21 protein-coding genes are annotated in these 25,482 nt (G+C 66.4%); 13 read left to right on the forward strand and 8 right to left on the reverse strand.

Annotated features, from left to right (window positions below; translation table 11 throughout):
• Nucleotides 1-38: 38 nt before the first annotated feature.
• The 5 genes from ACWMMN_RS13405 to ACWMMN_RS13425 all read left to right on the forward strand — a co-directional run bounded on the left by ACWMMN_RS13405 (nucleotide 39) and on the right by ACWMMN_RS13425 (nucleotide 6,499).
• Nucleotides 39-257 (forward strand): hypothetical protein, encoded by a 219-nt coding sequence (locus ACWMMN_RS13405; protein WP_081051795.1) that lies wholly within the window; start codon nucleotides 39-41, stop codon nucleotides 255-257.
• A 160-nt stretch (nucleotides 258-417) separates the two neighbouring features.
• Nucleotides 418-918 carry a DUF192 domain-containing protein gene (locus tag ACWMMN_RS13410; protein ID WP_059233394.1) on the forward strand — a complete coding sequence of 167 codons (501 nt, stop codon included), beginning with the start codon at nucleotides 418-420 and terminating at the stop codon, nucleotides 916-918.
• 219 nt (nucleotides 919-1,137) lie between these two features.
• Nucleotides 1,138-3,243 carry an elongation factor G gene (gene fusA, locus ACWMMN_RS13415; protein ID WP_059233393.1) on the forward strand — a complete coding sequence of 702 codons (2,106 nt, stop codon included), beginning with the start codon at nucleotides 1,138-1,140 and terminating at the stop codon, nucleotides 3,241-3,243.
• Nucleotides 3,244-3,407: 164 nt separating this feature from the next.
• Entirely contained in the window at nucleotides 3,408-4,418 is a 1,011-nt protein-coding gene (locus ACWMMN_RS13420; RefSeq protein ID WP_486422747.1) for a HoxN/HupN/NixA family nickel/cobalt transporter, read from the forward strand.
• A 290-nt stretch (nucleotides 4,419-4,708) separates the two neighbouring features.
• The gene (locus ACWMMN_RS13425) at nucleotides 4,709-6,499 is read left to right on the forward strand and encodes a hypothetical protein (RefSeq protein WP_486423230.1); all 1,791 of its coding nucleotides are present in this window, start codon (nucleotides 4,709-4,711) and stop codon (nucleotides 6,497-6,499) included.
• Between the two features lie 27 nt (nucleotides 6,500-6,526).
• Here the strand turns inward: ACWMMN_RS13425 and ACWMMN_RS13430 are convergent, their stop codons facing one another.
• Nucleotides 6,527-7,372, reverse strand: a complete 846-nt coding sequence (locus tag ACWMMN_RS13430; RefSeq protein WP_486422748.1) for an aldo/keto reductase — start codon at nucleotides 7,370-7,372, stop codon at nucleotides 6,527-6,529.
• Nucleotides 7,373-7,538: 166 nt separating this feature from the next.
• Between ACWMMN_RS13430 and ACWMMN_RS13435 the strand changes: the two genes are divergently transcribed.
• A complete protein-coding gene (locus tag ACWMMN_RS13435; RefSeq protein WP_011546029.1) occupies nucleotides 7,539-8,285 on the forward strand; it encodes a GntR family transcriptional regulator in 747 nt (248 codons plus the stop codon).
• A gap of 21 nt (nucleotides 8,286-8,306) precedes the next feature.
• Here ACWMMN_RS13435 and ACWMMN_RS13440 read toward each other — a convergent pair whose 3' ends face one another.
• Nucleotides 8,307-9,698 (reverse strand): CoA transferase, encoded by a 1,392-nt coding sequence (locus ACWMMN_RS13440; protein WP_059233390.1) that lies wholly within the window; start codon nucleotides 9,696-9,698, stop codon nucleotides 8,307-8,309.
• Nucleotides 9,699-9,836: 138 nt separating this feature from the next.
• Between ACWMMN_RS13440 and ACWMMN_RS13445 the strand changes: the two genes are divergently transcribed.
• On the forward strand, nucleotides 9,837-11,069 hold the full coding sequence (locus ACWMMN_RS13445) for a citrate/2-methylcitrate synthase (RefSeq protein WP_059233389.1): 1,233 nt from the start codon (nucleotides 9,837-9,839) through the stop codon (nucleotides 11,067-11,069).
• Here the strand turns inward: ACWMMN_RS13445 and ACWMMN_RS13450 are convergent.
• Nucleotides 11,042-11,365 (reverse strand): DUF2917 domain-containing protein, encoded by a 324-nt coding sequence (locus ACWMMN_RS13450; protein ID WP_174994269.1) that lies wholly within the window; start codon nucleotides 11,363-11,365, stop codon nucleotides 11,042-11,044. The genes ACWMMN_RS13445 and ACWMMN_RS13450 overlap by 28 nt on opposite strands.
• Before the next feature lie 224 nt (nucleotides 11,366-11,589).
• On the opposite strand from ACWMMN_RS13450, the gene mdtD reads away from it, so the two are divergent.
• Both mdtD and ACWMMN_RS13460 read left to right on the forward strand, forming a co-directional pair.
• Nucleotides 11,590-13,026 (forward strand): multidrug transporter subunit MdtD, encoded by a 1,437-nt coding sequence (mdtD, locus tag ACWMMN_RS13455; RefSeq protein WP_059233387.1) that lies wholly within the window; start codon nucleotides 11,590-11,592, stop codon nucleotides 13,024-13,026.
• A gap of 180 nt (nucleotides 13,027-13,206) precedes the next feature.
• A complete protein-coding gene (locus ACWMMN_RS13460; RefSeq protein WP_059233386.1) occupies nucleotides 13,207-14,481 on the forward strand; it encodes an EAL domain-containing protein in 1,275 nt (424 codons plus the stop codon).
• Between the two features lie 19 nt (nucleotides 14,482-14,500).
• Here the strand turns inward: ACWMMN_RS13460 and ACWMMN_RS13465 are convergent, their stop codons facing one another.
• The 3 genes from ACWMMN_RS13465 to ACWMMN_RS13475 all read right to left on the reverse strand — a co-directional run bounded on the left by ACWMMN_RS13465 (nucleotide 14,501) and on the right by ACWMMN_RS13475 (nucleotide 16,761).
• A complete protein-coding gene (locus ACWMMN_RS13465; protein ID WP_486422749.1) occupies nucleotides 14,501-15,106 on the reverse strand; it encodes a class I SAM-dependent methyltransferase in 606 nt (201 codons plus the stop codon).
• 94 nt (nucleotides 15,107-15,200) lie between these two features.
• Nucleotides 15,201-16,244 carry a 2-dehydropantoate 2-reductase gene (locus tag ACWMMN_RS13470; RefSeq protein WP_486422750.1) on the reverse strand — a complete coding sequence of 348 codons (1,044 nt, stop codon included), beginning with the start codon at nucleotides 16,242-16,244 and terminating at the stop codon, nucleotides 15,201-15,203.
• A complete protein-coding gene (locus tag ACWMMN_RS13475) occupies nucleotides 16,237-16,761 on the reverse strand; it encodes an Mpo1 family 2-hydroxy fatty acid dioxygenase (protein ID WP_059233384.1) in 525 nt (174 codons plus the stop codon). Before ACWMMN_RS13475 ends, ACWMMN_RS13470 begins: the two co-directional genes overlap by 8 nt.
• An 81-nt stretch (nucleotides 16,762-16,842) precedes the next feature.
• Here ACWMMN_RS13475 and ACWMMN_RS13480 point away from each other — a divergent pair, with 81 nt between their 5' ends.
• Nucleotides 16,843-17,550: a Crp/Fnr family transcriptional regulator gene (locus tag ACWMMN_RS13480; RefSeq protein ID WP_059233383.1), complete on the forward strand. Its 708-nt coding sequence runs from the start codon at nucleotides 16,843-16,845 to the stop codon at nucleotides 17,548-17,550.
• 87 nt (nucleotides 17,551-17,637) lie between these two features.
• A complete protein-coding gene (gene chrA, locus ACWMMN_RS13485; RefSeq protein ID WP_174994272.1) occupies nucleotides 17,638-18,849 on the forward strand; it encodes a chromate efflux transporter in 1,212 nt (403 codons plus the stop codon).
• A 420-nt stretch (nucleotides 18,850-19,269) separates the two neighbouring features.
• Here chrA and ACWMMN_RS13490 read toward each other — a convergent pair whose 3' ends face one another.
• Nucleotides 19,270-20,472, reverse strand: a complete 1,203-nt coding sequence (locus tag ACWMMN_RS13490; RefSeq protein WP_486422751.1) for a hypothetical protein — start codon at nucleotides 20,470-20,472, stop codon at nucleotides 19,270-19,272.
• Nucleotides 20,473-20,640: 168 nt separating this feature from the next.
• Here ACWMMN_RS13490 and istA point away from each other — a divergent pair, with 168 nt between their 5' ends.
• Entirely contained in the window at nucleotides 20,641-22,119 is a 1,479-nt protein-coding gene (istA, locus tag ACWMMN_RS13495) for an IS21 family transposase (protein WP_233621336.1), read from the forward strand.
• Entirely contained in the window at nucleotides 22,112-22,909 is a 798-nt protein-coding gene (gene istB / locus ACWMMN_RS13500) for an IS21-like element helper ATPase IstB (protein ID WP_175223704.1), read from the forward strand. Before istA ends, istB begins: the two co-directional genes overlap by 8 nt.
• A gap of 5 nt (nucleotides 22,910-22,914) precedes the next feature.
• Here istB and ACWMMN_RS13505 read toward each other — a convergent pair whose 3' ends face one another.
• Complete coding sequence (locus ACWMMN_RS13505; RefSeq protein WP_486422752.1) at nucleotides 22,915-24,993, reverse strand: hypothetical protein; 2,079 nt, start codon at nucleotides 24,991-24,993, stop codon at nucleotides 22,915-22,917.
• Nucleotides 24,994-25,482: the final 489 nt, after the last annotated feature.

Raw genomic sequence — 25,482 nt, forward strand, 5'->3', positions numbered from 1 at the left:
GGTCATTTGGTTAATTAACTAAAGCTGAGGAACACAACATGAACAAACTGATCGCTGCTCTGGTCGCTGGTCTCTTCGCAACGGCTGCTTTCGCACAAGCTTCGGCTCCGGCCGCTCCGGCTGCTGCTGCTCCGGCAGAAGCTGCTTCGGCACCGGCTAAGAAGGCAACGCACAAGAAGCACCACGCTTCGAAGAAGCACCACGCTTCGAAGAAGGCTGCAAGCGAAGCCGAAGCCCCGGCAGCTGCTTCGAACTAAGCAAGCTAGTTGTAATAACGCAGTCAAGAACACGCAGTTTTGCCGTTCTTACGGCGTTGAAAGGCAGATCACCGCAAGGCGATCTGCCTTTTTCTTTTTTGTGCCCGCCGGCGCGCATCGCGTACCATGCGGGTCTCGTTTTCCAGACAGGAGCCATGCTGTGCAATTCTCCCTGCGCTCGTCGCTCGGCCGCCTTGCGCGCGCCACCGTGTTTCCCGCCGCGCTCGCCGTCCTCGCGCTCGGCATGCAGGCCGCCGGCGCGCAGATGCCGCCCGGCGCCAAGCAGCCCAGCGAGTTCCCGCGCGTGAAGCTGCGCGCCGGCATGTACGTGATCGACGCGGCTGTCGCCGCGAACGACGCCGACCGCGAACAGGGGCTGATGTACCGTTCGCAGCTCGCGCCGAACGAAGGCATGCTGTTCGTCTTCAACGAGAATGCCGTGCATTGTTTCTGGATGAAGAACACGCTGATCCCGCTGTCGATCGCGTTCATCCGCGCGGACGGCACGATCACCGACATCGACGAAATGCGGGCGGAGACGACCGACAACCACTGCCCGCGCAACAACGGCGTCTATGCGCTCGAGATGAGCAAGGGCTGGTTCGCGGCGAAGGGCATCAAGCCCGGCATGAAGCTCGACGGCCTGCCGAAGGCCCAGTAACGGCCCTTTCCGCGGCGCCGCGCCGCGCATCGACCGAAGCCGGCCGCCCGTTGCGCGCCGGCTTTTTTTTCGCCCGCCGGCAGCGGCGCCGGCTTGATTCAGCCAGCACCGGCCGCATCTGCAAAAGCCACGCGCAAGCGCTATGCTTTAAGTCTCGCTTGTTCCAACCCGGACCGGCCCAGCCGGCCCGCTTACGATCCGAACCACCAGGAGGTTCACGTGCCCCGCAAAACCCCCATCGAGCGCTATCGCAATATCGGGATCAGCGCTCACATCGATGCCGGCAAGACCACGACGACCGAGCGCATCCTGTTTTACACCGGCGTGAGCCACAAGATCGGTGAAGTGCACGACGGCGCGGCCACGATGGACTGGATGGAGCAGGAGCAGGAACGCGGCATCACGATCACGTCGGCGGCGACCACGGCCTTCTGGAAAGGCATGGCCGGCAACTATCCGGAACACCGCATCAACATCATCGACACGCCCGGGCACGTCGACTTCACGATCGAGGTCGAGCGCTCGATGCGCGTGCTCGACGGCGCGTGCATGGTCTACGACTCGGTCGGCGGCGTGCAGCCGCAGTCGGAAACGGTGTGGCGCCAGGCGAACAAGTACAAGGTGCCGCGCATCGCGTTCGTCAACAAGATGGACCGCATCGGCGCCGACTTCTTCCGCGTGCAGAAGCAGATCGGCGACCGCCTGAAGGGCGTCGCCGTGCCGATCCAGATTCCGATCGGCGCGGAAGATCACTTCCAGGGCGTCGTCGATCTCGTCAAGATGAAGGCGATCGTGTGGGACGACGAAAGCCAGGGCGTGAAGTTCACGTACGAGGACATCCCCGCGAACCTCGTCGAGCTCGCGCACGAATGGCGCGAGAAGATGGTCGAGGCGGCTGCCGAAGCGAGCGAGGAACTGCTCGAGAAGTACCTGCACGACCACGAGTCGCTGACCGAGGACGAGATCAAGGCCGCGCTGCGCAAGCGCACGATCGCGAACGAGATCGTGCCGATGCTGTGCGGCAGCGCGTTCAAGAACAAGGGCGTGCAGGCGATGCTCGACGCGGTGATCGACTACCTGCCGTCGCCGGCCGACGTGCCGGCAATTCTCGGCCACGACCTGCACGACAAGGAAGCGGAACGTCATCCGAACGACGAGGATCCGTTCTCGTCGCTCGCGTTCAAGATCATGACCGACCCGTTCGTCGGCCAGCTGATCTTCTTCCGCGTGTATTCGGGCGTGGTCGAATCGGGCGACACGGTGCTGAACGCGACGAAGGACAAGAAGGAGCGGCTCGGCCGGATCCTGCAGATGCACGCGAACGAGCGCAAGGAAATCAAGGAAGTGCGCGCGGGCGACATCGCGGCGGCCGTCGGCCTGAAGGAAGCGACCACCGGCGACACGCTGTGCGATCCGGCGCATCCGATCGTGCTCGAACGCATGATCTTCCCCGAGCCGGTGATCTCGCAGGCCGTCGAGCCGAAGACGAAGGCCGACCAGGAAAAGATGGGCCTGGCGCTCAACCGTCTGGCCCAGGAAGATCCGTCGTTCCGCGTGCAGACCGACGAAGAATCGGGGCAGACGATCATTTCGGGCATGGGCGAGCTCCACCTCGAAATCCTGGTCGACCGGATGAAGCGCGAGTTCGGCGTGGAAGCGACGGTCGGCAAGCCGCAGGTCGCGTATCGCGAGACGGTGCGCACGCCCGCGAAGGACGTCGAAGGCAAGTTCGTCAAGCAGTCGGGCGGCCGCGGCCAGTACGGCCATGCCGTGATCACGCTCGAGCCGAACCCCGGCAAGGGCTACGAGTTCGTCGACGCGATCAAGGGCGGCGTGATTCCGCGTGAATACATTCCGTCGGTCGACAAGGGCATCCAGGAAACGCTGAAGAGCGGCGTGCTGGCGGGCTATCCGGTCGTCGACGTGAAGGTCACGCTGACGTTCGGTTCGTACCACGACGTCGACTCGAACGAAAACGCGTTCCGCATGGCCGGCTCGATGGCGTTCAAGGAAGCGATGCGCCGCGCGAAGCCCGTGCTGCTCGAGCCGATGATGGCCGTCGAGGTGGAAACGCCCGAGGACTTCATGGGCAACGTGATGGGCGACCTGTCGAGCCGTCGCGGCATCGTGCAGGGGATGGAAGACATCGCCGGTGGCGGTGGCAAGCTCGTGCGCGCCGAAGTGCCGCTCGCGGAGATGTTCGGCTACTCGACGTCGCTGCGTTCGGCGACGCAGGGCCGCGCGACGTACACGATGGAGTTCAAGCAGTACGCGGAAACGCCCGCCAACGTATCGGAAGGCGTGATCAGCGCGAAGACGAAGTAAGCGCCGGGCGCACGCGCCCTGTCGCATGCACGCAAGGCCCGTCCGGTTCCGGACGGGCTTTTTTTCGTCCCGCGCACGCTGCGTTCGCGGCTTTTTGATCGGCACGCCCGGCATTTTTTTCGCGTGCCACAATGGTTCGCGATTCGTCAGATGGAACCCGCCCGATGCCGCCCACCCCTGCCCTGCGCCGCCTGCTGATGCTCTACGCCGGCCTGATCGCCGCGAACGTCGCCGTGTGGCTGTGGGCGCTCGTGGTGCTGCGCGACCATCCGCTGCTGCTCGGCACCGCGGCGATCGCGTACGGCCTCGGGCTGCGTCATGCGGTCGACGCCGATCACATCGCCGCGATCGACGTCGCGACGCGCAAGCTGATGCAGGAAGGCCAGCGTCCGGTGAGCGTCGGACTGTTCTTCTCGCTCGGCCATTCGACGATCGTGATCGCGGCGACGCTCGGCATCGCGCTGACCGCGTTCGCGCTGCGCGACCGGTTCGATGCGTTCCGCGAGATCGGCGGCACGATCGGCACGGCGGTATCGGCCACCTTCCTGCTCGTGCTCGCGTGCGTGAACCTGATGATCCTGCGCGACGTATGGCGGCGTTATCGCCGCGCGCCCGGGCACACGCACGACGACGCGCACGTGCACCGCCCTGCCGGGCTCGTCTCGCGGCTGCTGCGCCCGCTGTTCCGGTTCGTGTCGAAGAGCTGGCACATGTACCCGGTTGGCGTGCTGTTCGGACTAGGTTTCGATACTGCAACGGAAATCGGCCTGCTCGCGATCGCGGCCGCGCAGGCGAGCCAGGGGCTGCCGGTCTACACGGTCATGCTGTTTCCGGCGCTGTTCACCGCCGGCATGACGCTGATCGACTCGACCGACAACGTACTGATGATTCATGCATACGGGTGGGCGATGGACGATCCGCAGCGCAAGCTGCTCTACAACGCGAGCATCACGTTCGTGTCGGCGGCCGTTGCACTGGCGATCGGCGGGATCGAGGCGGCCGGCCTGCTGGCCGACAAGCTGTCGCTGACGGGCCCCGTGCGCGACGCGCTCGATGCGCTCGGCGAACGCTTCGGCTCGATCGGCTACGGCATCGTCGCGCTGTTCCTGGTCTGCTGGATCGCGTCGCTCCTGTTCCACCGCTGGCAGCGCGCGGCCGACGCACCGGCACGCTGAGCAACGCTCAGACGTTTCATTCCGGAAACAAAACTCCCCCGACGATGTTGCGTGCGCCGTCGCGCGTCGACGTGCGCCTTGCGCCACGGGCACAAGCAGCCGATGGCACGAATCTCGCAGATAGGGATTCGCACGGCGGGCCCGCGTGCCGATCCGCGTTCGCGGCTGGCGTCAAGCGCCGGCCGTGACGCAACCGGCCGCCGAAAAGGACTACGAATCTTTACCGGCCCCCTGCTCCACACGTAGACAGCCGCGCGGCAACGAGGCATCGCGCGCATGGGGAGGCCATGATGCATAAGACAAAACAACCGTTCCGCCCGGCGGGACGGCGCCCTCGTGCAACCTTGCTGGCCGCAGCCGCCTTTGCGTGCTGCTGCTCGTATGCCGTCGCACAAAACACCTCGCCTGACTCCGCACCCGACGCGAACGCCAGCGCGGACACCATCATGACGCTGGTCGCGGACGCTTCGTCTTGCGCAGCCAATCCGGCTGCGTGTGCGGCGCAGGTCTATGCCGGTCATGGCATCGGCGGTAACGGTGCCAGCACAAGCGGCAGTGGCGGCAGCAGTCCCGGTCCGGGCAACGGCAACGGTAGCGGTAGCGGTAGCGGTAGCGGTAGCGGTAGCGGTGGAAATAACGGGAATGGTGCCGTCGGACCAGCAGGTGTCGGCGGTACGACAGGTGGAACATCCAGCGGCACGAGCGGCACCGGCCGCGGAGGCAACACGTCCGGCAACGGTGGTTCAGGTGGCGGTACATCGGGTGGAGGCACTTCGGGCGGCGGTACCTCGGGTGGCGGCACTTCGGGTGGCGGCACTTCGGGTGGAGGCACTTCGGGTGGCGGCACTTCGGGTGGCGGCACTTCGGGTGGCGGCACCTCGGGTGGCGGCACTTCGGGCGGCGGCACTTCGGGCGGCGGCACTTCGGGCGGCGGCACTTCGGGTGGCGGCACCTCGGGTGGCGGCACCTCGGGCGGAGGCACCTCGGGTGGCGGCACCTCGGGTGGCGGCACTTCGGGTGGCGGCACTTCGGGTGGCGGCACTTCGGGCGGCGGCACTTCGGGTGGCGGCACTTCGGGCGGCGGCACTTCGGGTGGCGGCACCTCGGGTGGCGGCACCTCGGGTGGCGGCACCTCGGGTGGCGGAGGCCATGGTGGCCACGGCGGTGGCCACGGCGGCGACGGTGACGGCAGTGGTCACGGCCATGGCGGTGGTCATGGTGATGGTGATGGTGACGGTGACGGCGGTGGCCACGGCCATGGTGGTCATGGCGACGGTGACGGCGGTGGTCACGGTAACGGTGGCGGCCATGGCGATGGCGGTGGTCACGGCAACGGCGGTGGCAATGGCGGCGGCAACGGCGGTGGCAATGGCGGCGGCAACGGCGGTGGCAACGGCGGCGGCAACGGCGGCGGCAACGGCGGCGGCAACGGCGGCGGCAACGGCGGCGGCAACGGCGGCGGCAACGGCGGCGGCAACGGCGGCGGCAACGGCGGCGGCGGAAACGGCGGCCACGGCAATGGTGGCGGCAACGGCGGCGGCGGAAACGGCGGCCACGGCAATGGTGGCGGCAACGGCGGCGGCGGAAACGGCGGCCACGGCAATGGTGGCGGCAACGGCGGTGGCAACGGCGGCGGCGGAAACGGCGGCCACGGCAATGGTGGCGGCAACGGCGGCGGCAATGGCGGCGGCAACGGCGGCGGAAACGGCGGCGGCGGAAACGGCGGCCACGGCAATGGTGGCGGCAATGGTGGCGGCAACGGCGGTGGCAACGGCGGTGGCAACGGCGGCGGCAACGGCGGCGGCAACGGCGGCGGCAACGGCGGCGGCAACGGCGGCGGCAACGGCGGCGGCAACGGCGGCGGAAACGGCGGAGGCAACGGCGGCGGAAACGGCAACGGCAATGGCGGCGGCAACGGCAACGGCAACGGTGGCCACGGCAACGGCGGCGGCAACGGTAATGGCAACGGCAGTGGCGGCGCCGGCAATGGCGGCGCCAACGGCGTCGGCAATGGCCACGGCACTGGCAACGGCAATGGCGGAGGTCACGGCAACGGCGGATCGTCCGGCGGCAACCACTGACCGGAAGCGTTGCCCGGCCAGGTGCGATCAGAGCATCTCGAGCGCGCGCTTGCTGCGTGGCGGACGGAAATACGCGTCAAGCTGCGCGCGCTCGTCATCGCTCAACTCGAAATCGAGCGCGGCGCGATTGTCGCGCACGTGCTCGATCCTCGACGCCTTCGGGATCGCGAACACACCCGGCTGCGCGAGCACCCATGCCAGCGCGACCCGCATCACCGACACGCCGCGCAGCCGCGCAATCTCGTCGAGCGGCGAGCGTTTCGGCAACCGCCCGTGGTCGACCGGGCTATACGCCATCGCCGGCATCCGGTGACCGGCGAGCCACGGCAGCAGGTCGAACTCCGGGCCGCGCCGCGCGATGTTGTAGAGGATCTGGTTGGTCGCGCACGCACTGCCGCCCGCTTCGCGGACGAGTTCGTCCATGTCGGCCGTATCGAAGTTGCTCACGCCCCAGTGACGGATCTTGCCGGCGCGCTGCAACGCCTCGAAACCCTCGACCGTCTCCTCGAGCGGCACCGAGCCGCGCCAGTGCAGCAGGTACAGGTCGAGACGGTCGGTACGCAGGCGCTTGAGACTCGCGTCGCACGCGGCGATGACACCGCGCCGGCTCGCATGATGCGGATAGACCTTGCTGACGAGGAACACGTCGTCGCGCAGGCCTGCAAGCGCTTCGCCGACGAGCGTTTCGGTCGCGCCGTCGCCGTACATCTCGGCCGTATCGACCAGCGTCATCCCGAGTTCGATGCCCTCGCGCAGCGCGGCGATTTCGTCCGCGCGCCGGGCCGGCCGCTCGCCCATTTCCCAGGTGCCCAGGCCAAGCTTCGGAATCGTCTCACCGTCCGGCAGGACAACCGTGGCGATCGTGTCTGTCATGCGTTCCTCGTTGTGGATTCGCGGCCGCACTCTGCGGCTGGAGCATGGAATACGACGCGTCAGTGTAGTCAATCGATGCGCCCGCGACCTATTACACGGCACAAACCGGCTATAACGGCGCGGCATGATGACTTAGAATGGCCGCAACCTGATCGATACCCATTCCATGAAGGCACCCACGGACGACCGGTGGCAGGACCTGCGCCCCGACCCCGACAACGATACGCCGCTCTACCTGCAGCTCGCTCGCAAGCTCGGTGACGCAATCCACGACAACCGCTGGACGGCCGGCGAGGCGCTGCCTTCCGAGCGCGTGCTGTCCGAAGCGCTCGGCGTATCGCGCATCACCGCACGCAAGGCGATCGCGCTGCTCGTCGAGCAGGGCTTGATCCGCCGCACGCAAGGCGCGGGCAACTTCATCCAGCCGCGCTACGAGGATCCGCTGTCGCGACTGTCGAGCTTCAGCGAAATGCTCGAGCGCCGCGGCTTCAAGCCGAGCTCGCAATGGCTCGCGCGCGAAATTCAGCCCGCGAACCGCGACGAAGTGATCCAGCTCGGGCTGTCGCCGGCCGCATCCGTTACGCGCCTGAAACGCCTGCGTCTCGCCGACGGCATCGTGATGGCCGTCGAGAACTCGACGTTCCCCGCGACGCTGATTCCCGATCCGCAGGCGATCGCCGGCTCGCTGTACAGCTATCTCGAAGCGCGCGGCACGCCGATCGTGCGCGCGCTGCAGCATTTCCGCGCGGTCAACGCGACCGACGAGATCGCCGAACAGATGGGCATCGCGCCGCACGATGCGCTGCTGCTGATCACGCGGATCGGCTATACGTCAGACCAGCGCGCGATCGAACTGACCGATACCTACTGCCGCAACGACTACTACGATTTCGTCGTCGAACTGCGCAAGTAACGCACGTCGCGCCGCCGGCGCTCACAGCCAGCGTGCGTCGTCGGTGCCGAGCGGCACGGGCGGCCGCGCGAACGACGGCGGCGTCACCGACAAGCGCTCGGCCGGCCGCACGGTGTCGAGCACCCCGAACGGCGACGCGATGCGCTCGATCCGGTCGCGCACGTCGGCAGGCGCGAGATCGGGTGCCTGCAGCCCGTCCGGCACGACGCCGAACGACTGCAGCCAGCGTCCCGTCTGCGCGAGCGACGTCCGCACGTGCCAGCTTCCCCCTTCACGCGCCCGCCGCGCGAGCGCAATCATCGCGCCGAACGCCGCGAGATAACCCGTCGCATGATCGAGCGCCTGGCACGGCAGATGGCGCGGCGCGTCCGCATGCGCGGCCTGCTGCTCCTGCCATGCGATACCGCTCGCCGACTGTACGAGACTGTCGAAACCGCGCCGCTTCGCCCACGGCCCCGCGTGCCCGTACGCCGACACCGACACGCACACGATGCCGGGCCGCAGCGCCGCGAGTGCCTGCGGCGCGAAACCACGTGCCGTGAGCGCGCCAGGCCGGTACGCCTGCAGAAAGACGTCGGCGTCGCTCGCGAGTGCCTGCAGCGTATCGACGCCCGCCGCGTCGCGCAGATCGATCCACGTCGAACGCTTGCCGCGCCCGTTGTCGATCACGAGCGGCGCGATGTTCGGCAGATGCGGACCGTTGACGAGCAGCGTCTGCGCACCGTGCGATGCCAGCGTGCGACCCGCGACCGGCCCCGCGATGATGCGCGTGAGATCGAGCACGCGCACGCCGGCAAGCGGCTGGCCGGCATCGCCGCGGCCGACCGGCTCGGCCGGCGCATCGCCGATCCGCTCGATTTCGAACAGCGGCAACGACGCAATCGCATGCGCCTGCTCGTGTTCCGCCCATTCCTCAGGTGTTCTGATCAATGCCGCGCACAAGCCGGCCTCGGCCAGCGCGGTATCGAGCGCCACGCCGTCCCAGGTACGGATCGCCGCGGCGACATCGGCGGGTTGCGCGCCGCAGCCAAGCACGCCGAGGATGCCGTGCAAGTGATGCGGAAAGTTCGCGTGCAGCTGAATCCAGCGCCCGTCGCCGGTCTCGAAGAAACCCGTCACCGGATGACGCAACTCCGGCGGCGGGCCGTCGTCGACGCGCAGGTAGCGCTCGCTGCGGAACGCAACGAGCGCGTCGCGCACCGACACGTCGACGGCTTGCGCGACGCCCGTGCGAAGCCGGTGGCATTCGGCGGCCGCGAGCCCGGCTGCCGCGATCGTCGCGACGGCGAGCGTGCCGACCTTGAACGTCGACGGCAGCGTCGGGTCCCGGCCCGTCACGGTCGCGCGGGCCAGCGCGCCAGGATCGCCGTGTGCGAGTTGCCACAGATGCGTCAATGCGAGTTCGGGTGTCATGGTGCTGGGGAGTCGTTGAGGAGACGAAATCGAGTCTAGAATTCGCGACAGGCGCGATCAATCTTGATTGCGCGAATCAATACATAACGAATAGTTGTAGCGGGGCCGCGTTTCATGCCCCCGACAGGAGCCACCGGCATGAGATCCCTCAGTGCACCGGAAGCCGCCGGCATCCTCGGTGTCAGCGTGAGTACGCTGTATGCGTACGTGAGCCGCGGCCTGCTGCGCTCGCTGCCCGACGGCGCGACCAAGCGCCGCTGCTACGACGCGGATGAAGTGCGCCTGCTTGCGCGCCGCCGCGCCGACGCGAAACGCGCGGGCGGCGTCGCCGAACGTTCGCTCGACTGGGGCGTGCCGGTACTGGAATCGCGGATCACGCAGATCGCGGGCGGCCGCCTGCACTACCGCGGCGCCGATGCGGTCGCACTCGCCGCTGAAGCGACGCTCGAAGAAACGGCCGCGCGGCTCTGGGACTGTCCGCCCGCGCGGCTGGCACACGCCTCGCTCGCGTCGACCGGTTTCGACGCCGCGCAATGGGACGACTGGGCGCGTCGCTGGGCGCATCTCGCGCCGCTCGAACGCACGCTGGTGCTGCTGCCTGCCGCGGCCGCATCGTTGCCGCGCTTATGGGCGCAGGGGCGCGACGCGCAGCTTGATGCCGGCACGCTGCTGCTGCGCGTCGCAACGGCCGCACTCGCCGGCATCGCGCCGGGCGACGCGCCCGTACACCGGCAGCTCGCGACTGCATGGCGCGTGCGGCGGCGCGACGAAGCCGACCTGCTGCGGCGCGCGCTCGTGCTGTGCGCCGATCACGAACTGAATCCGTCGACCTTCGCGGTGCGCTGCATCGCGTCGACCGGCACCCACCTGTTCGGCGCGATTGCGGGCGGGCTCGCGGCGCTGTCGGGGCCGCGCCACGGCGGCGAGACGTTCCGAGCCGGTACGCTGCTCGACGAAGCGGCCCGCGCCGCCGACCTCGATCGCTACCTCGCCCTGCGGCTGGCGCACGACGAACGCACGGACGGCGGCCGCACCGCCCTGTCCGGCTTTGCGCACCCGCTCTACCCCGACGGCGACCCGCGCTCGCGGGCGCTGCTCGACGCGCTGCAGGCCGCAGTGCCCGACCGGCCGGCGCTGCGGGTGGCGCACGCGCTCGCCGCGCGCGTCGAAGCAGCCACCGGCCTGCGCCCGGCGATCGATTTCGCGCTCGCGGTGCTGGAACGCACGCTCGCGCTGCCCGACGGCGCGGCGTTCACGCTGTTCGCGGCCGGCCGCACGGCCGGCTGGATCGCGCATGCGCTCGAACAGTACGCGGACGGGAAGCTGATCCGGCCGCGGGCGCGCTACGTCGGCAGCGACGCGGCCGTGTGACGCCGGCCGTCGCGCCATGCGGCGAACGGACGCCACCACGCGTGCGCGGTGTGCGCGGCCGGCGCCGCGAGCGGACCGAACGCGAACGTCGCGCCGCGCCGCCCCGCGCTGACCCACGCGCGCGTGCCGGGCAGCAACGTCAGCGACGCGCCGGCGCCCAGCCAGTGATCGTCGGGCCGGCCCTCGACGGTCACCCACACCTCGCCCTCGGCCACTTCGAGCAGCGTGCGATCGACGATCCGCCACCGTCCGGCCGGCTCGTCGCCGTCCATCACGTAAAGTCGCAGTTCGCGCATGGCAGCCTCCTGGTCGCACGGGTTCGATGACACCAGTATTTCGGACAGTGGCAGCACACGGACAGATACGGCTGCAGACACTTTTAGCTGAACTGTACTGGCCGACCGACGGGGACAGGCATTGGCCCGCCGGGCCCGGCACCGCCCGGCATGCCGCCCCGAACCTGCACGGCGCGGCGGCTTTCCCTACAATGTCGGCTGTCCCGCGCCACCGTCCCGCCCTCATGTTCCAGCGCCCGCCTGCCGCCGCCCCCGGCGAAAAGAACCTCACCGTGATGCTCTGGCTCGTTGCGACGGGCTTCTTCATGCAGACGCTCGATTCGACGATCGTCAATACGGCGCTGCCGTCGATGGCCGCGAGCCTCGGCGAATCGCCGCTGCGGATGCAGTCGGTCGTGATCGCGTACTCGCTGACGATGGCGGTGATGATCCCCGTGTCGGGCTGGCTGGCCGATACGTTCGGCACGCGGCGCGTGTTCTTCAGCGCGATCCTGGTGTTCTCGCTCGGCTCGCTGCTGTGCGCGAACGCGCATACGCTGACGCAGCTCGTCGCATTCCGCGTCGTGCAGGGCGTCGGCGGCGCGATGCTGCTGCCGGTCGGGCGGCTCGCGGTGCTGCGCACGTTCCCGGCCGAACGCTACCTGCCCGCGCTGTCGTTCGTCGCGATTCCGGGCCTGATCGGCCCGCTGATCGGGCCGACGCTCGGTGGCTGGCTCGTGAAGATCGCGTCGTGGCACTGGATCTTCCTGATCAACGTGCCGGTCGGCGTCGCGGGCTGCATCGCGACTTTCTATTCGATGCCCGATTCGCGCAACCCGGCCATCGGCCGCTTCGACCTGAAAGGCTATCTGCTGCTGACGATCGGCATGGTCGCGATCTCGCTGTCGCTCGACGGGCTCGCCGATCTCGGCATGCAGCACGCGGCCGTGCTCGTGCTGCTGATCCTGAGCCTCGCGTGCTTCGTCGCGTACGGGCTGTATGCGGTGCGCGCGCCGCAACCGATCTTCTCGCTCGAACTGTTCAGGATCCACACGTTCAGCGTCGGGCTGCTCGGCAACCTGTTCGCCCGGATCGGCAGCGGCGCAATGCCGTACCTGATCCCGCTGCTGCTGCAGGTGAGCCTCGGCTACTCGGCGTTCGAGGCCGGGCTGATGATGCTGCCGGTCGCCGCAGCCGGGATGTTCTCGAAGCGGATCATCACGCGGCTGATCACGCAGCACGGCTACCGCAAGGTGTTGCTCGCGAACACGATCATGGTCGGCGTGATGATGGCCAGCTTCGCGCTGATGCGCGACACTGTGCCGGTGTGGGTGAAGGTCGTGCATCTCGCGCTGTTCGGCGGGTTCAACTCGATGCAGTTCACCGCGATGAACACGCTGACGCTGAAGGATCTCGGCACGGGCGGCGCGAGCAGCGGCAACAGCCTGTTCTCGCTCGTGCAGATGCTGTCGATGAGCCTCGGCGTCACGGTCGCGGGCGCGCTGCTCGCGACGTTCACGGGCATGCTGCGCACCGTGACCCCCAGCAACACGCTGCCGGCGTTCCATGCGACGTTCATCTGCGTCGGGATCATCACGGCCGCGTCCGCGTGGATCTTCGCGCAGCTCGCGCCCGAGATCCGCAGCACCGCGCGCAAGACCGACCCGTCCGAGCGCGCGTGACGCGCGGCGCGCGCCGAACCGGGTCGGCGCGCACCATCGCGGTGCAGCCGGCCCCGCCGATGCGCGCCGCGATGCCCGGCTCCCCGGCCGCGACGGGCCGCCGCACGTGGCACGGTGCCGTGCATGCTTCTTGCTCGCCTATTCTCTAGGTAAACTGGCAGTCTTCCTTCGGCCGACATCATGAGCATGATCGAAATCGATCCCCCCGGCTTTCAGCCGCCCCGCCCCGTCGCCGGCGACGACGGGAACCGGCGCACCGTGCTGTACGGCGGCTACACCGTGTTCAGCGTGTTCCAGCCCGTTTTCTCGGTGTCGCACCGTCGCGCGATCGGCTATCACGCGTCGCTGCGCGCGCACGACGAGGAAAGCCGCCAGGTGGCGTCGCACGAGGTGTTCACGCAGGCGGCGCGCCGCGGCGACCTGCTCGAACTCGGCCGGCTCGCCGAATCGTTGCATCTCGGTAACTTCCACGCGTTCGACAGTCACGACGAGTGGCTCTTCCTGAGCCTGCATCCGGCCGCGCTGATGGACACCATCTACGGCGACGCGCTGCTCGCGAACCTGAAGGCGCTCGGGCTGCCGCCGCACCGCGTGGTGCTCGAGGTGCCGGAGCAGGCCGGCGGCGAGACGCCGCGCTACGCGGCGATCATCGACGGGCTGCGCAAGGCCGGCTTCCTGGTCGCGCTCGTCGGGTTCGGCGCGAAGCATTCGAACGTCGACCGCGTGTGGCACCTGCATCCGGACATCGTCACGCTCGACCGCGGCATCCTCGCGCAGGCAAGCGAGCACTCGCATCTCGAACGCGTGCTGCCGGGGCTCGTGTCGCTGCTGCACGAATCCGGACAGCTCGTGCTGATGGGCGGCCTGTCGACCGAACGCGACGCGCTGATCGCGCTCGAATGCGACGTCGATTTCGTGCAGGGCCAGTATTTCGCGGGGCCAAGCGTCGATCCCGTGCAGCCGCAGGCCGCCGCGGGCTGCATGGATACGCTGTCGGCCGCGCTGCGGCTGCGCGTCGCGCAGCGCGAGCGCACGCAGGCGGAACGGCTCGCACCGTACGTCGCCGCGCTCGAGGAAGCGAGCCAAAAACTCGGCGCCGGCGAATCGCTCACCGATGCGGCCGGCGCCGTGCTCGGGCTGCCCGAAACCGCGCGCTGCTTCCTGCTCGACGCGTCGGGCCGCCAGATCGGCGACAACGTGCTCGCGCGCGGCAGCGTGTCGCAACGCGCCAAGCGCTTCCGGCCGTTGCTGCACTCCGAAGGCGCCAGCTGGGAACGCCGTCCGTACTTCATCGACGCGATGCGCGCGCCGGGGCGCGTGCATCTGACACCGCCCTACCTGTCGATCAACGAGGCGCACCTGTGCGTGACCGCGTCGATCGCCGCACCGGCCGCGACCGGCATGCAGGTGCTCTGCGTCGACATCAACTGGGAAGCGGCGCTCAGCCGCGAGTAAGCGCGATGGCGCGCCGCCCTCACGCGGCGCCGCCCGCCTTGCGCACGATCAGCCGGTGCACGCGCTTGCCGGACGATGCGCTGACGACCTCGTGCTCGTCGATCACGTGCATGCTTGCGCCCAGCGCCGCATGCATCCGCGCCGAATCGAGTGCCGTATAGAGACGGCCGCGCTCGTCGCGCAACGTGCCGTTTCCGGCCACCCGCCAGCTCAGGTACAACGTGCCGCCCGGCATCAGCAGATCGGCCAGCCGCGCGGCGGCGGCCGCCGCGTCCACCTGTTCGAGATGCATGACGACCGTTTCGCACAGCACGTTGCGAAACGCGCCGGACGGCACGCCGGCCAGCGCCGGCAGCGCGGCCAGCTCGAAAGTCAGGCCCGGATGGTGCCGCCGCGCCTCGTCGAGCAGCGCGGCGCTCGCGTCGTAGCCGCGCACGTCGAAGCCGCGCGACGCGAGCCAGGCCGTGTCGCGGCCCGCGCCGCAGCCGACGTCGGCGGTCGGCCCCGGCGAGAAATGCTGTTCGAGCAGCGCGTACATGTCGTCGGGCGCGGCCTGGTCGAGCCAGTCCTGCGCGTATTGCGCGGCATGGGCGTCGTAGGCGTCGAGAGTCGGGCGATCCACCATGGCGATTGCTCCGCAAAGGCGTCGTATGACGCACCCCGCATCTTAGCCGTTGCGCCCGGCCCGTGGCGTCGTGCGGGTGGCGGCGTGACGCGCGTTACGCTGGCCGCACGTGGCCTGCGCGCGGCGCGTGCGCGGTCAGCTCGGCCCACAACGCATCGCCGCGCCACGCCGGGCGCGCCGCCGCGCTTTCCGCGTCGTGAACGAGCACGCACAGCCGCGCATTGACGGGCGCCGGCGCACCGAAACGCGCGGCCAGCCGCACGATCTCGCCGTTGATCCACTCGACTTCCGTCGCGCGCCGCGCCGCGAGATCGTCGGACATCGACGAACGCGCGAGCGGATCGATCGCGAGCATCCGGCCGCCAAGCACGCGAAAGGCCGCATCGGGCAGATCGAGCACGGCCGGGATCCACGCGGCCGGCAGCGGCGTCACCCGCGCGGGCCGGATTGCGGCCCGCGCCAGCCAGTGCAGCGCTTCGCGCTGGGCCAGTGCGACACAGCGCCGGTACGCGCGTTGCGCGAGTTCGTCGCGCAGCGGCAGGTTCGCGAGCGCATTGACCGCGTTGTTCAGGTTGAGCAGCAGCTTCGCCCACTGTACGGCCCGCATGTCGCGATGCAGCACGAGCGGCAGCCCGGCGCGCGCGAAGGCGCCGGCGAACGGCCGCAGCGCAGGCGACGCGTCGGCCGCGAGCGCGCCGGCCGAACCCTGGTGAAACGCGCCTGGCCCGCGCTCGATCACGTTGAACGGCACCATGCCGGCCAGCACGGTCGCTTGCGGCAGCGCGTCGCGCAGCACGTCGGCGTTGTGCAGGCCGTTCTGGAAGCTGATCACGACCGTACCGGGCCGCAGCACGCCGGCCAGTTGCCCGGCGGCCTCGTGCGTGGCGGCCGACTTCACCGCGACGAGCACGAGCCGTGCGTCGGCGGCGGCCGGATCGGTCGCAAACGCGACATCGGCCGGCGCGAGCGTCGCCCGATAGCCGCGCTGGTCGGTCAGCGTGAGCCCGTGCAGATGAATCGCATCGCCGATCCGCGCGCGACCGACGAGCGTCACGCGCGCGCCGGCCGCCGCGAGGCGGCCGCCGAGATAGCAGCCGACGGCGCCTGCGCCGACCACGCAGACCGGCGCGTCAGACATGCGAGTGCGCGCCGCCGTGCACGGGGCCGGCACGCCGCTCGACTTCGCGGCGCACATCTCCGCGCAGCCCCGCGAAGAACGCGATTTCGGCCACGACGAACAGCGGTCCGACCATCAGGCCGACCAGATCGTCGACGAACGCGGGCTTGCGCCCTTCGAACCAGTGCCCGACGAACTGCACGATCCAGCCGACGACGAATGCGCCGATGCCGATCGCGAGCCATTGCGCGGTCGGCAGCAACGCGAGCGACTGCGCAGCCCACAGGCCGAGCGCGAACAGCGCGGCCATCACGATCCCGAACCGCAGGTCGAGACGCAGGTAGAACACGACGAACGCGACGGCCAGCAGCAGCGCCGGCGACAACGCGATGCCCGCCGCCATCCCGACCGCCGGCCGCGACAGCAGCACTTCGGCCGCGAACACGATCATCGGGATGCCGACCAGATGCGTCGCGATGTTGCGCGCGTCGCGATGGTAGGCCGCATACTGCGAAAGGTGGTCTTCGAGCGTCTTCATCGCGTCTCCTGGTCGGCTATTGAGCGCTATGATGCGCGTCACGCCCGAGAACCTCTGTCAGCTACCCGACATCGCGTGTCCATGCCCTCTCCGCTCGCCCCGTACCTGCCGCAGATCGAAGCGAACCCGTGGTTCGCCGCGCTGCCGCACGCGTTGCGCGCGGACCTGCTCGCCCGCGCGGCGCTGCGCCGCCTGCCGGCCGGCCACGCGCTGTTCCGGCGCGGCGACCCACCATGCGGGCTGTACGCGGTCCTGGCCGGTTCACTCACGATAGGTGCGGTCGACCCGCAGGGCAAGGAAGCGCTTCTGACGGTGGCCGAGCCCGTCACGTGGTTCGGCGAAATCGCGCTGTTCGACGGCCAGCCGCGCACGCACGACGCGATCGCGCTCGACGACGCGCTGCTGCTGCACGTGCCGCAGGCCGCACTGCTCGCGATCCTCGATGCGACGCCGCAATACTGGCGGCAGTTCGCGCTGCTGATGGCGCAGAAGCTGCGCCTGAGCTTCCTGACCGTCGAATCGATGAGCGTGATGCCGGCCGCGCAGCGGCTCGCCGTGCGCCTGCTGATGATCGCCGAGGGTTACGGCGGCATCAGCGCCGGACGCACGCGCGTGCGGCTGTCGCAGGAAACGCTCGCGTCGATGCTGTCGATCACGCGGCAGACCACCAACCAGTTGCTGAAGGCGCTGCAGGCCGACGGCGTCGTGCGGCTGCATGTCGGCGAGATCGAGCTCGTCGACATCGACGCGCTGCGCCGCGCGAGCGGGCTGGGCGACGGCACGCACTGAGCAACGCGCAACGCGCCGCTGCACGTTGCCCCGCCGCCGCCGCGTTGCGCTATCGTTGCTGCTCGTTCGTCCGCCACACGCCTCGTCTTGAATACCTCGACCGCCCCCGCGCCTTCCCGTCATCCGTGGCCCGTCTTCGCCGCGTTCCTGCGGCTCGGCCTCACGTCGTTCGGCGGCCCGGTCGCGCACCTCGGCTACTTCCGCGCCGAATTCGTCACGCGGCGCGGCTGGCTCACCGAGCGCACCTATGCCGATCTCGTCGGGCTGTGCCAGTTCCTGCCGGGGCCCGCGAGCAGCCAGGTCGGGATGGCGATCGGCCTCGCGCGCGCCGGCTATGCGGGCATGTTCGCCGCCTGGCTCGGCTTCACGCTGCCGTCGGCGCTGCTGATGATGCTGTTCGCGCTCGGCGTTCACGCAACGGGCGCACCGATCGAAGCCGGCGCGCTGCACGGGCTGCGCATCGTGTCGGTCGCGGTGATCGCGCAAGCGGTCTGGGGAATGGCACGCACGCTGTGCCCGGATGCGCGCCGCGTCACGCTGATGGCCGCGGCCGCTTGCGTCGCGCTGCTCGCGCCGGCCGCCTGGACGCAGATTGCGGTGATCGTCACGGCCGGCGCGGCCGGTCTCGTGCTGCTGCCGCAACCGGCACGCGACGCGCACGATCCGTTGCCGCTGCACGTGTCGCCCCGCTCGGGCATGGTGTGGCTCGCGCTGTTCGCGGCGCTGCTCGTCGTCTTGCCGGTTGCGGCCCGCGCGCTCCACTCCGATACGCTCGCCGTCGTCGATGCGTTCTTCCGCACCGGCGCACTCGTGTTCGGCGGCGGCCATGTGGTGCTGCCGCTGCTCCAGGCGGCCGTGGTCGCGCCCGGCTGGGTCGGCGATTCGGCGTTCCTCGCCGGGTACGGTGTCGCGCAGGCCGTGCCGGGGCCGCTCTTCACGTTTTCGGCGTATCTCGGCGCGTCGCTGCGCGATGCGCCGAACGGCTGGCTCGGCGGCACGATCGCACTGGTCTCGATCTTCGCGCCGTCGTTCCTGCTCATTGCCGGCACCGCACCGTTCTGGGAGCGCCTGCGCCGCAGCGCGCGCATGCAGGCGGCGCTCGCGGGCGTGAACGCGGCCGTCGTCGGGTTGCTGTTCGCCGCGCTCTATCACCCGGTCTGGACCGATACGATCGTCGCGCCGCGCGACCTGGCCGCCGCGCTCGCCGCCTACGTCGCGCTGGTGTTCTGGCGCGTGCCGCCGTGGGCCGTCGTGATCGCGAGTGCCACGCTCGGCTGGGTGTTCGGCATGGTCGCCTGACCTGGCCAACTCGACGCGCCTGCGGGACAAAAACAAAAAAGCCCTCGAAACGAGGGTTTTTTTTGGGGTGCCGCGCGTCGTGGCGGCGCGCCGGCGCTGTTCCGTAACAATAAAGATGGGGACATTCGGCAATAAAGTTAGGAACACAAGATCGCCCGCCAACAAACGGCTCACGCGATAGGAATCACATCCATATACATTTTACATATAAAAAATGGCCACAACATTTCCGATCGGAATATAAGACTCATCACAAAGGGGGCAGAGCCCATCTGAAAGCAATTCGCAAGAATATTTCTTAACTTTATTGCAAATCTGAGGTGCTCCTACGACGTCTCTCCCAACTATCGCAGCTCGAACTCGATGTTGGTCAACGACACTTGCAGAAGTTCATCTGTGCTGCTCAAACGCTTGGTCTAACTATTCGTCGTACCGCGCAAGCCTAGCTGCCCGAACGGCCAGCTCAGTCTCGCTCCAAGCGAATCGGCGAAGGCCCTCTGTCGTCGGTCGTTGCGTCCAACCCTCCCGCGTCGACGGGCGCAGAAGCCAACCGATGAAGGAACGTCGCGTATGTTCATCGCGCAGCAATTCTTCGCGTGCTACTTCTAACCACCACCTTACCTCACGCAAATTTTTTGCCTGGAGCAACAATCCACTGCAATCTCCGCCATTTGTGTTCGCTGCCGCCAACAGAACGCGAAATTTACTCAGGCTTCGTCGCTTCGTTACTAGACTAACAAGCCAGAGCACACCACCCAACGCTGCCAACAATGAATAGATCCACACGAATACCGGCAGTACGGGCGCACCAGTCAGGTACAAGCAATATCCCCCAGCGGCGACAAGGAGAGCTGCAACGGCCGTCCATTTTAAAAATGAAGCAATCACTCGTGGATAATTTTTCCAATGGATGAGATTCCAATCTAGGGCCCGGCGTATGAGTTCTTTCAGATTGAGTCTTACTCCAGCGCCGCGGAACCAGAAGCTAATGCATGATCGAATAAGATATATCCACACAAAAACTAGAAGCAGCGCACCAACTGTGCTGGGAAGGCGACCTTTTTCAAAGTAGACAACTATGAAGGCTAACGTGAGAGTTGATGTCGAAACAAACAGCGAGAACATCACGAGCTTGAAGATGCTCCGGTTCAATGTTCGGTCGGTTTCGAATCCAACGTCGCCAGCATCAGATTTCCGTAAGATCAAGGACTGGGCCGTTCGCGCAACAAACTGATATGCGTGAGCAAGCGGCCGAACCAGGAAAGACACAAGCGTCACCGGGCGACGGAGCCGCAGACAGCGCTCTCGAACAATGTCGGCGCCCGTTTTGGAAGACAGCCGAGCAACTGCAGCCTCGAGGCGCCAAAGGTCCGAGAGCCCTCTAGCCTCAATCAAGCGATTCGCGAGCGTATTCCGGAGCCACGACGCGAGATCCAAAGACATCTCGCGCAGATAACTCAGTTTCGTGAAGGCTTCCTGCTGGATCACTCCAGACGGTTCGCCGATCACGCTTCTGATCCGAGCCTCCAATACCGCTGGTGCGGCAAGACCTGACGTGTTCAGAACCGTATATTGATTAATCAAATCGCCTTGCGACCAGAACTCCGTTAGCACCTCTGACACCGACTCTGTCAAATTTTTGGGACGGATTGTTGATGTCCACGCAGAACTGACCCACCTGAGGCAGTAATTTTCATCGAATTTTGACCCACGTGATTGAATGCCCTGCTCAATCTTTGAGCAGGGGATACAGAGGTGATCACGGTGGGCATATTGGCCAAGATCAGGCGGATGTATTTCCGCGAGAAGGTCCCGCTGCGCGAGATTGCTAGGCGCACGGGCCTGTCCCGGAACACGGTGCGCAGCTGGCTTCGGCAAACGGATGCCGTTGAGCCGAAGTACCCGAAGCGCGTCAGCCCGAGCGTCGTCGACGAGTGGGCCGCGCAGCTGACGGGCTGGCTGCGGGCGGACAGCCATCGCCCGAAGCGTGACCGGCGCACGGCGCGGTTCATGTTCGAGGCCATCCGCGGCGAGGGCTACGCCGGCAGCTACGGCCGCGTCAGCGCCTTCGTGAGACGCTGGCACGAGGAGCAGGCTGAAGCCCCGCGCAGGAAGGCCTATGTACCGTTGGCCTTCGAACCCGGCGAAGCATTCCAGTTTGACTGGAGCTGCGAATACGCCTTCATCGGCGGGTTGCGGCGACGCCTGGAGGTCGCCCACGTCAAGCTCAATGCCAGCCGGGCGTTCTGGCTGGTCGCCTATCCGACCCAGAGTCACGAGATGCTGTTCGATGCGCACGCCCGCGCATTCGCCGCGTTTGGCGGCGTTCCGCGCCGCGGCATCTACGACAACATGAAGACCGCCGTGGACAAGGTCGGCCGCGGCAAGGAGCGCGCGGTCAACGCCCGCTTCGAGGCAATGTGCGGCCATTACCTGTTCGAGCCGGAATTCTGCAACCGTGCCGCCGGCTGGGAGAAGGGCATCGTTGAGAAGAACGTGCAGGACCGGCGCCGCCAGATCTGGCACGAGGCCGCGCTACGACGCTGGGAAACGCTGGAGCTTCTGAACGAATGGGTCGCGGGCCAGTGTCGTCAGGCCTGGCAGATGCGGCACCCGCAGTGGCCCGAGCTGACGGTCGAGGACGTGCTGCAGGACGAGCGCACCAGGCTGATGCCCAATCCACGCCCGTTCGACGGCTATGTCGAGCAGACGCTGCGGGTGTCGTCGACCAGCCTCATCCACTTCCAGCGCAACCGCTACAGCGTGCCCACCGAGTACACGAACCAGCTGGTGAGCGTGCGCTGCTATCCGGCATATCTCAGCGTCGTCGCCGACGCCCAGGAGATCGCACGCCACGAACGCAGCTTCGAGCGGCACATGACCTTCTACGACTGGCGCCATTACATCACGCTGGTCGAACGCAAACCCGGCGCGTTGCGCAACGGTGCTCCGTTCGTCACGATGCCACAGCCGCTGCAGCAGTTGCAGCGGCACCTACTGAAGCACCCGGGAGGTGATCGCATCATGACGCAGGTGCTCGCCGCGGTGCGCGAACACGGACTCGATGCCGTGCTGCTTGCTGTGCAGGCAGCGCTGGACTCGGGACGCCCTAGTGGGGAGCACGTTCTGAACGTGCTGAGCCGGTTGAAGGCACCCACCACGAGCACCAACCTCGCGACGACGAAACTCCAGCTTACCGAAGAGCCGGCCGCCGACGTGAGCCGCTACGAAACCCTGCGTGCCAACCCACCGGAGGACCGTCATGTCTAACGACATCGCCGCCCAGCTCAAGGGGCTCAAACTGCATGGCATGGCGAGCACCTGGCCAGAGTTGCTGGCGCAGTCGCGTCACACGGAGTTCGACCCGGAGCGCTTCATGAAGCAGTTGCTGATGGCTGAGACGGCGGAGCGACAGGTGCGCTCGATCGCCTATCAGATGACCGCCGCTCGCTTCCCAGCTCACCGCGACCTGAAGGGCTTCGACTTCGCGCAGGCGCACGTCGACGAAGCGCTGGTTCGAGAACTCAGTGACCTGTCGTTCCTCGCAAGCGCACACAACGTCGTGTTCATCGGTGGCCCCGGCACTGGCAAAACGCACCTCGCCTCAGCGATCGGAATTGAGGCCGTGCAGCGCCATGGCAAGCGCGTGCGCTACTTCTCGACCGTCGAGCTGACCAACGCACTGGAGCAGGAGAAGTCCATCGGCAAACAAGGCCAGATCGCCCATAAGCTAATGTACGTCGACCTGGTGATCCTCGACGAACTGGGCTACCTGCCGTTCAGCCAGACCGGTGGCGCATTGCTGTTCCACTTGCTCTCGAAGCTGTATGAACACACGAGTGTCGCGATCACCACCAACCTCAGCTTCGGTGAGTGGGCGACCGTGTTCGGGGACGCAAAGATGACGACGGCGCTGCTGGACCGCGTCACCCATCACTGCCACATCGTCGAAACGGGCAATGAATCCTGGCGCTTCAAGTCCAGTTCTGCCAAGGCGAAGGCAACCAGAAAAAGAGCAGCAAAAGCAGCAGGCAGTGAGGAGTTATCCACACCGGAATAGATGTACTACGCTGTCTCGGGGTGGGTCAGATTTAGATGAAAACGGTGGGTCAAGATTCGGTGGAAATCAACAGTTGCTTGCCTTGGGGGCTCGGCGTCCACCGGATCCTCCTCGTTGCGTAGAGAGGACCAATTGGGAGCGGAAATGGTCAATGGTGGATACGCCCGGTCGAAGATAGTGCGTGCGTCCTCTTCGGAGTCCGCTGACAAAAGCTTCTCGATGAGACCGACGAGCATGAAAATGGACCCGTAGGTGCGCGTGCTAGTGGCGCTCGTCACGTCAACCATGCTGAGCGCAAAGACAGGTAAGCGTTGGATTTCTGCGCTATCGATTGCAAGTTGAATCGCGGTTCGTGCCGTGTGCTCCAACTTACGTGCCTTCCGATTCAAACCGATAACACCAGGAAGCACAACCCGCGCCTTGGGATTGGCGCCGTAGGGAAGAGCGATTACCGCGGTCGCGCGTCGTGCCCAGTCGAGACTATCTTCTCTCCGGCCGATTCCCATGTACGACTTGAACTGATGGACAAGGTCCGATGAGGCAGGCAGATCTTTCACACCGGGATAAGCGCGGGCTAGAGAGTAGAGCGAAACACTGCCTGCCCCTCGCAGGAGATATCGAAGCGCCATCCCTGGCCTCTTCGCGCAGAAATTTGGCACCTCAGCGGCCAAAGCCGCAAAGCAGGCCTTGATGTCACGTTCCGCCGACATGGGGCGAAGATAATAGGCTGTGTCAATATCGCCATCGAGCAGTGAAAGGTCGAACACTGCCTCCACCAAAGCGGGCAATTCCTGTGCGGCGATCGCATCGGTGTCCACCGAGAACTTATAAAGGCTGGTTAGTGCTAATCCTTGCAAGGCTCGGCTGAGCGCTGTCGTCAATTCGGTTGACCAGGCTGTCGACTCTAATGCAGACGACGCTAAGTCGCCCAAGTACGGTGCACAGTAGGCCATGACCTGCAACGTCGAGCGCAATGGCTGCTTCAGCAAGAATTCAGCATAGATGGAGACATCGGAGTCTGTTTTGACACGCAAACCTCGCCTCACAATTCCACGGACAACGTCCTCGACACGGCGAACGTTCTCCTTCCATTCCGGATGCGTTGCCAGGCAATTCGCGTCAAGCATGACATTCCACAACGGTTGCAGTTGCGTGCGCCGGTGTATCGGAAAGAGCTTGAGCAGGTATTGTTCTTCTAGATGGTCAATCATGCGCAGGTACTGGGCCGACCGGTCCCTTTGTACCGAACGGCGCTGAAGTTCCAGCGCTGCCTCGCGCTTGCCGGCGACCGTCTCCGCAAAGTGCTGGCGCACGAGTAACGAATAGAGCTCCAAATCGCCCGTCACCAGTACCATCACGAGAGGAGCATCTAGGTATTTTCGAACACATTCCAGCAGGCCAATGGCATGCGTGGAGTCCGTGTCGGCATCATCGAAAGCCAGCATAAGCGCGCGCACCTCGAGGATGCGGCAGGCGGTGGCGAATAGCCGATGCAGTTTGGCTCTCAGGCTCGTGCTGTCGCTGGCACGCTCCAAGCCCCAATCGAGGAATAGGTCTGGGTCCAGATTGTCGAGCGGATGATAGCCTTTGGCGAACAGACTTAAGCCACCTGCGACCCCTCTGAAGGCTTGGCGCCACTCCTCACGCAGCTGGTCATCTACTGGTCGGCGCCTCTCTTTGAGGGCGTTGTCGACGCGTTTCTTAAGGTGCTGCAGGATGACAAGGAGGACGATCTCACTATGTTCGATACGACTTGGATCGATTGAGGCGATAAAAGCCATCCTACCTTTCACCTCGGCATCGAGCTCGAGGGCGAACTTCACGGAACTAAGGAACGTCGACTTGCCTGCACCGCGGGTTCCGTCCAGGAACTGAGTCCACCCGCTGCCCATAGGATACTCGCCCGTGGAAGACGAACCCGCGGCCTCCAAAGTGTCGAGGTGCGCGATAATCTGCTCTCGGAGGTGTCCGTAACGTTTACGCTGGACGAGTTGTTCGACCGAGCGCGGTTCGGCGCTGTCCTTTTGGTCTAGGTGAATGAGGACGTCATAAGGTGCCGCTGTAGCGAGCGTTGACTGGTTCAAGCAGATATCTCCCCGAGTTCGAATCGCGGACACCGTGCCGACCATCTTTGGCAGGTGAACGCGCTATATGTGTAGCTGGGCTTCACTGAGGCCGTAAGCTCGCGCATTGGCAACGTCGCTCACCAGTTTGCGCAGTTCTACGACTAGCGGCATGCCGCCCACGACGGGCATCCGCATCTTAATGAAGGACGTCAGGATAGCACCGACACCAAACGTTCCTCGACTGAGAAAATGTCTGCCTCCGTGGGCACTAACCATCATTCGGCAAGAACGGCCAAAGCGGTTTCGACCTATCCGCTAGATCGGTGTCAGTTATATTGCGTGCTCGATAACATGGCTTTCTATCTATTGAAAGAATAGCGTCATCACTGTTGACGTTCACCCGGAATTGACCCTTCTAGGGCGGTGGTATTCATCGAATTTTGATCCATGCGATTGAATACCCTGCCCAACCTTTGAACAGGGGATACAGAGGTGATCACGGTGAGC

It is taken from the genome of Burkholderia cepacia complex sp. TUM26381, from assembly GCF_057439935.1.

Bases quoted from the DNA above. Each gene is read 5' to 3' on its own strand.
- ACWMMN_RS13405 (WP_081051795.1), top strand. From the start codon at position 39: ATGAACAAACTGATCGCTGCTCTGGTCGCTGGTCTCTTCGCAACGGCT.
- ACWMMN_RS13420 (WP_486422747.1), top strand. From the start codon at position 3,408: ATGCCGCCCACCCCTGCCCTGCGCCGCCTGCTGATGCTCTACGCCGGC.
- ACWMMN_RS13425 (WP_486423230.1), top strand. From the start codon at position 4,709: ATGCATAAGACAAAACAACCGTTCCGCCCGGCGGGACGGCGCCCTCGT.
- ACWMMN_RS13430 (WP_486422748.1), bottom strand. From the start codon at position 7,372: ATGACAGACACGATCGCCACGGTTGTCCTGCCGGACGGTGAGACGATT.
- ACWMMN_RS13435 (WP_011546029.1), top strand. From the start codon at position 7,539: ATGAAGGCACCCACGGACGACCGGTGGCAGGACCTGCGCCCCGACCCC.
- ACWMMN_RS13440 (WP_059233390.1), bottom strand. From the start codon at position 9,698: ATGACACCCGAACTCGCATTGACGCATCTGTGGCAACTCGCACACGGC.
- ACWMMN_RS13445 (WP_059233389.1), top strand. From the start codon at position 9,837: ATGAGATCCCTCAGTGCACCGGAAGCCGCCGGCATCCTCGGTGTCAGC.
- ACWMMN_RS13450 (WP_174994269.1), bottom strand. From the start codon at position 11,365: ATGCGCGAACTGCGACTTTACGTGATGGACGGCGACGAGCCGGCCGGA.
- mdtD (WP_059233387.1), top strand. From the start codon at position 11,590: ATGTTCCAGCGCCCGCCTGCCGCCGCCCCCGGCGAAAAGAACCTCACC.
- ACWMMN_RS13460 (WP_059233386.1), top strand. From the start codon at position 13,207: ATGAGCATGATCGAAATCGATCCCCCCGGCTTTCAGCCGCCCCGCCCC.
- ACWMMN_RS13465 (WP_486422749.1), bottom strand. From the start codon at position 15,106: ATGGTGGATCGCCCGACTCTCGACGCCTACGACGCCCATGCCGCGCAA.
- ACWMMN_RS13470 (WP_486422750.1), bottom strand. From the start codon at position 16,244: ATGTCTGACGCGCCGGTCTGCGTGGTCGGCGCAGGCGCCGTCGGCTGC.
- ACWMMN_RS13475 (WP_059233384.1), bottom strand. From the start codon at position 16,761: ATGAAGACGCTCGAAGACCACCTTTCGCAGTATGCGGCCTACCATCGC.
- ACWMMN_RS13480 (WP_059233383.1), top strand. From the start codon at position 16,843: ATGCCCTCTCCGCTCGCCCCGTACCTGCCGCAGATCGAAGCGAACCCG.
- istA (WP_233621336.1), top strand. From the start codon at position 20,641: ATGTATTTCCGCGAGAAGGTCCCGCTGCGCGAGATTGCTAGGCGCACG.
- istB (WP_175223704.1), top strand. From the start codon at position 22,112: ATGTCTAACGACATCGCCGCCCAGCTCAAGGGGCTCAAACTGCATGGC.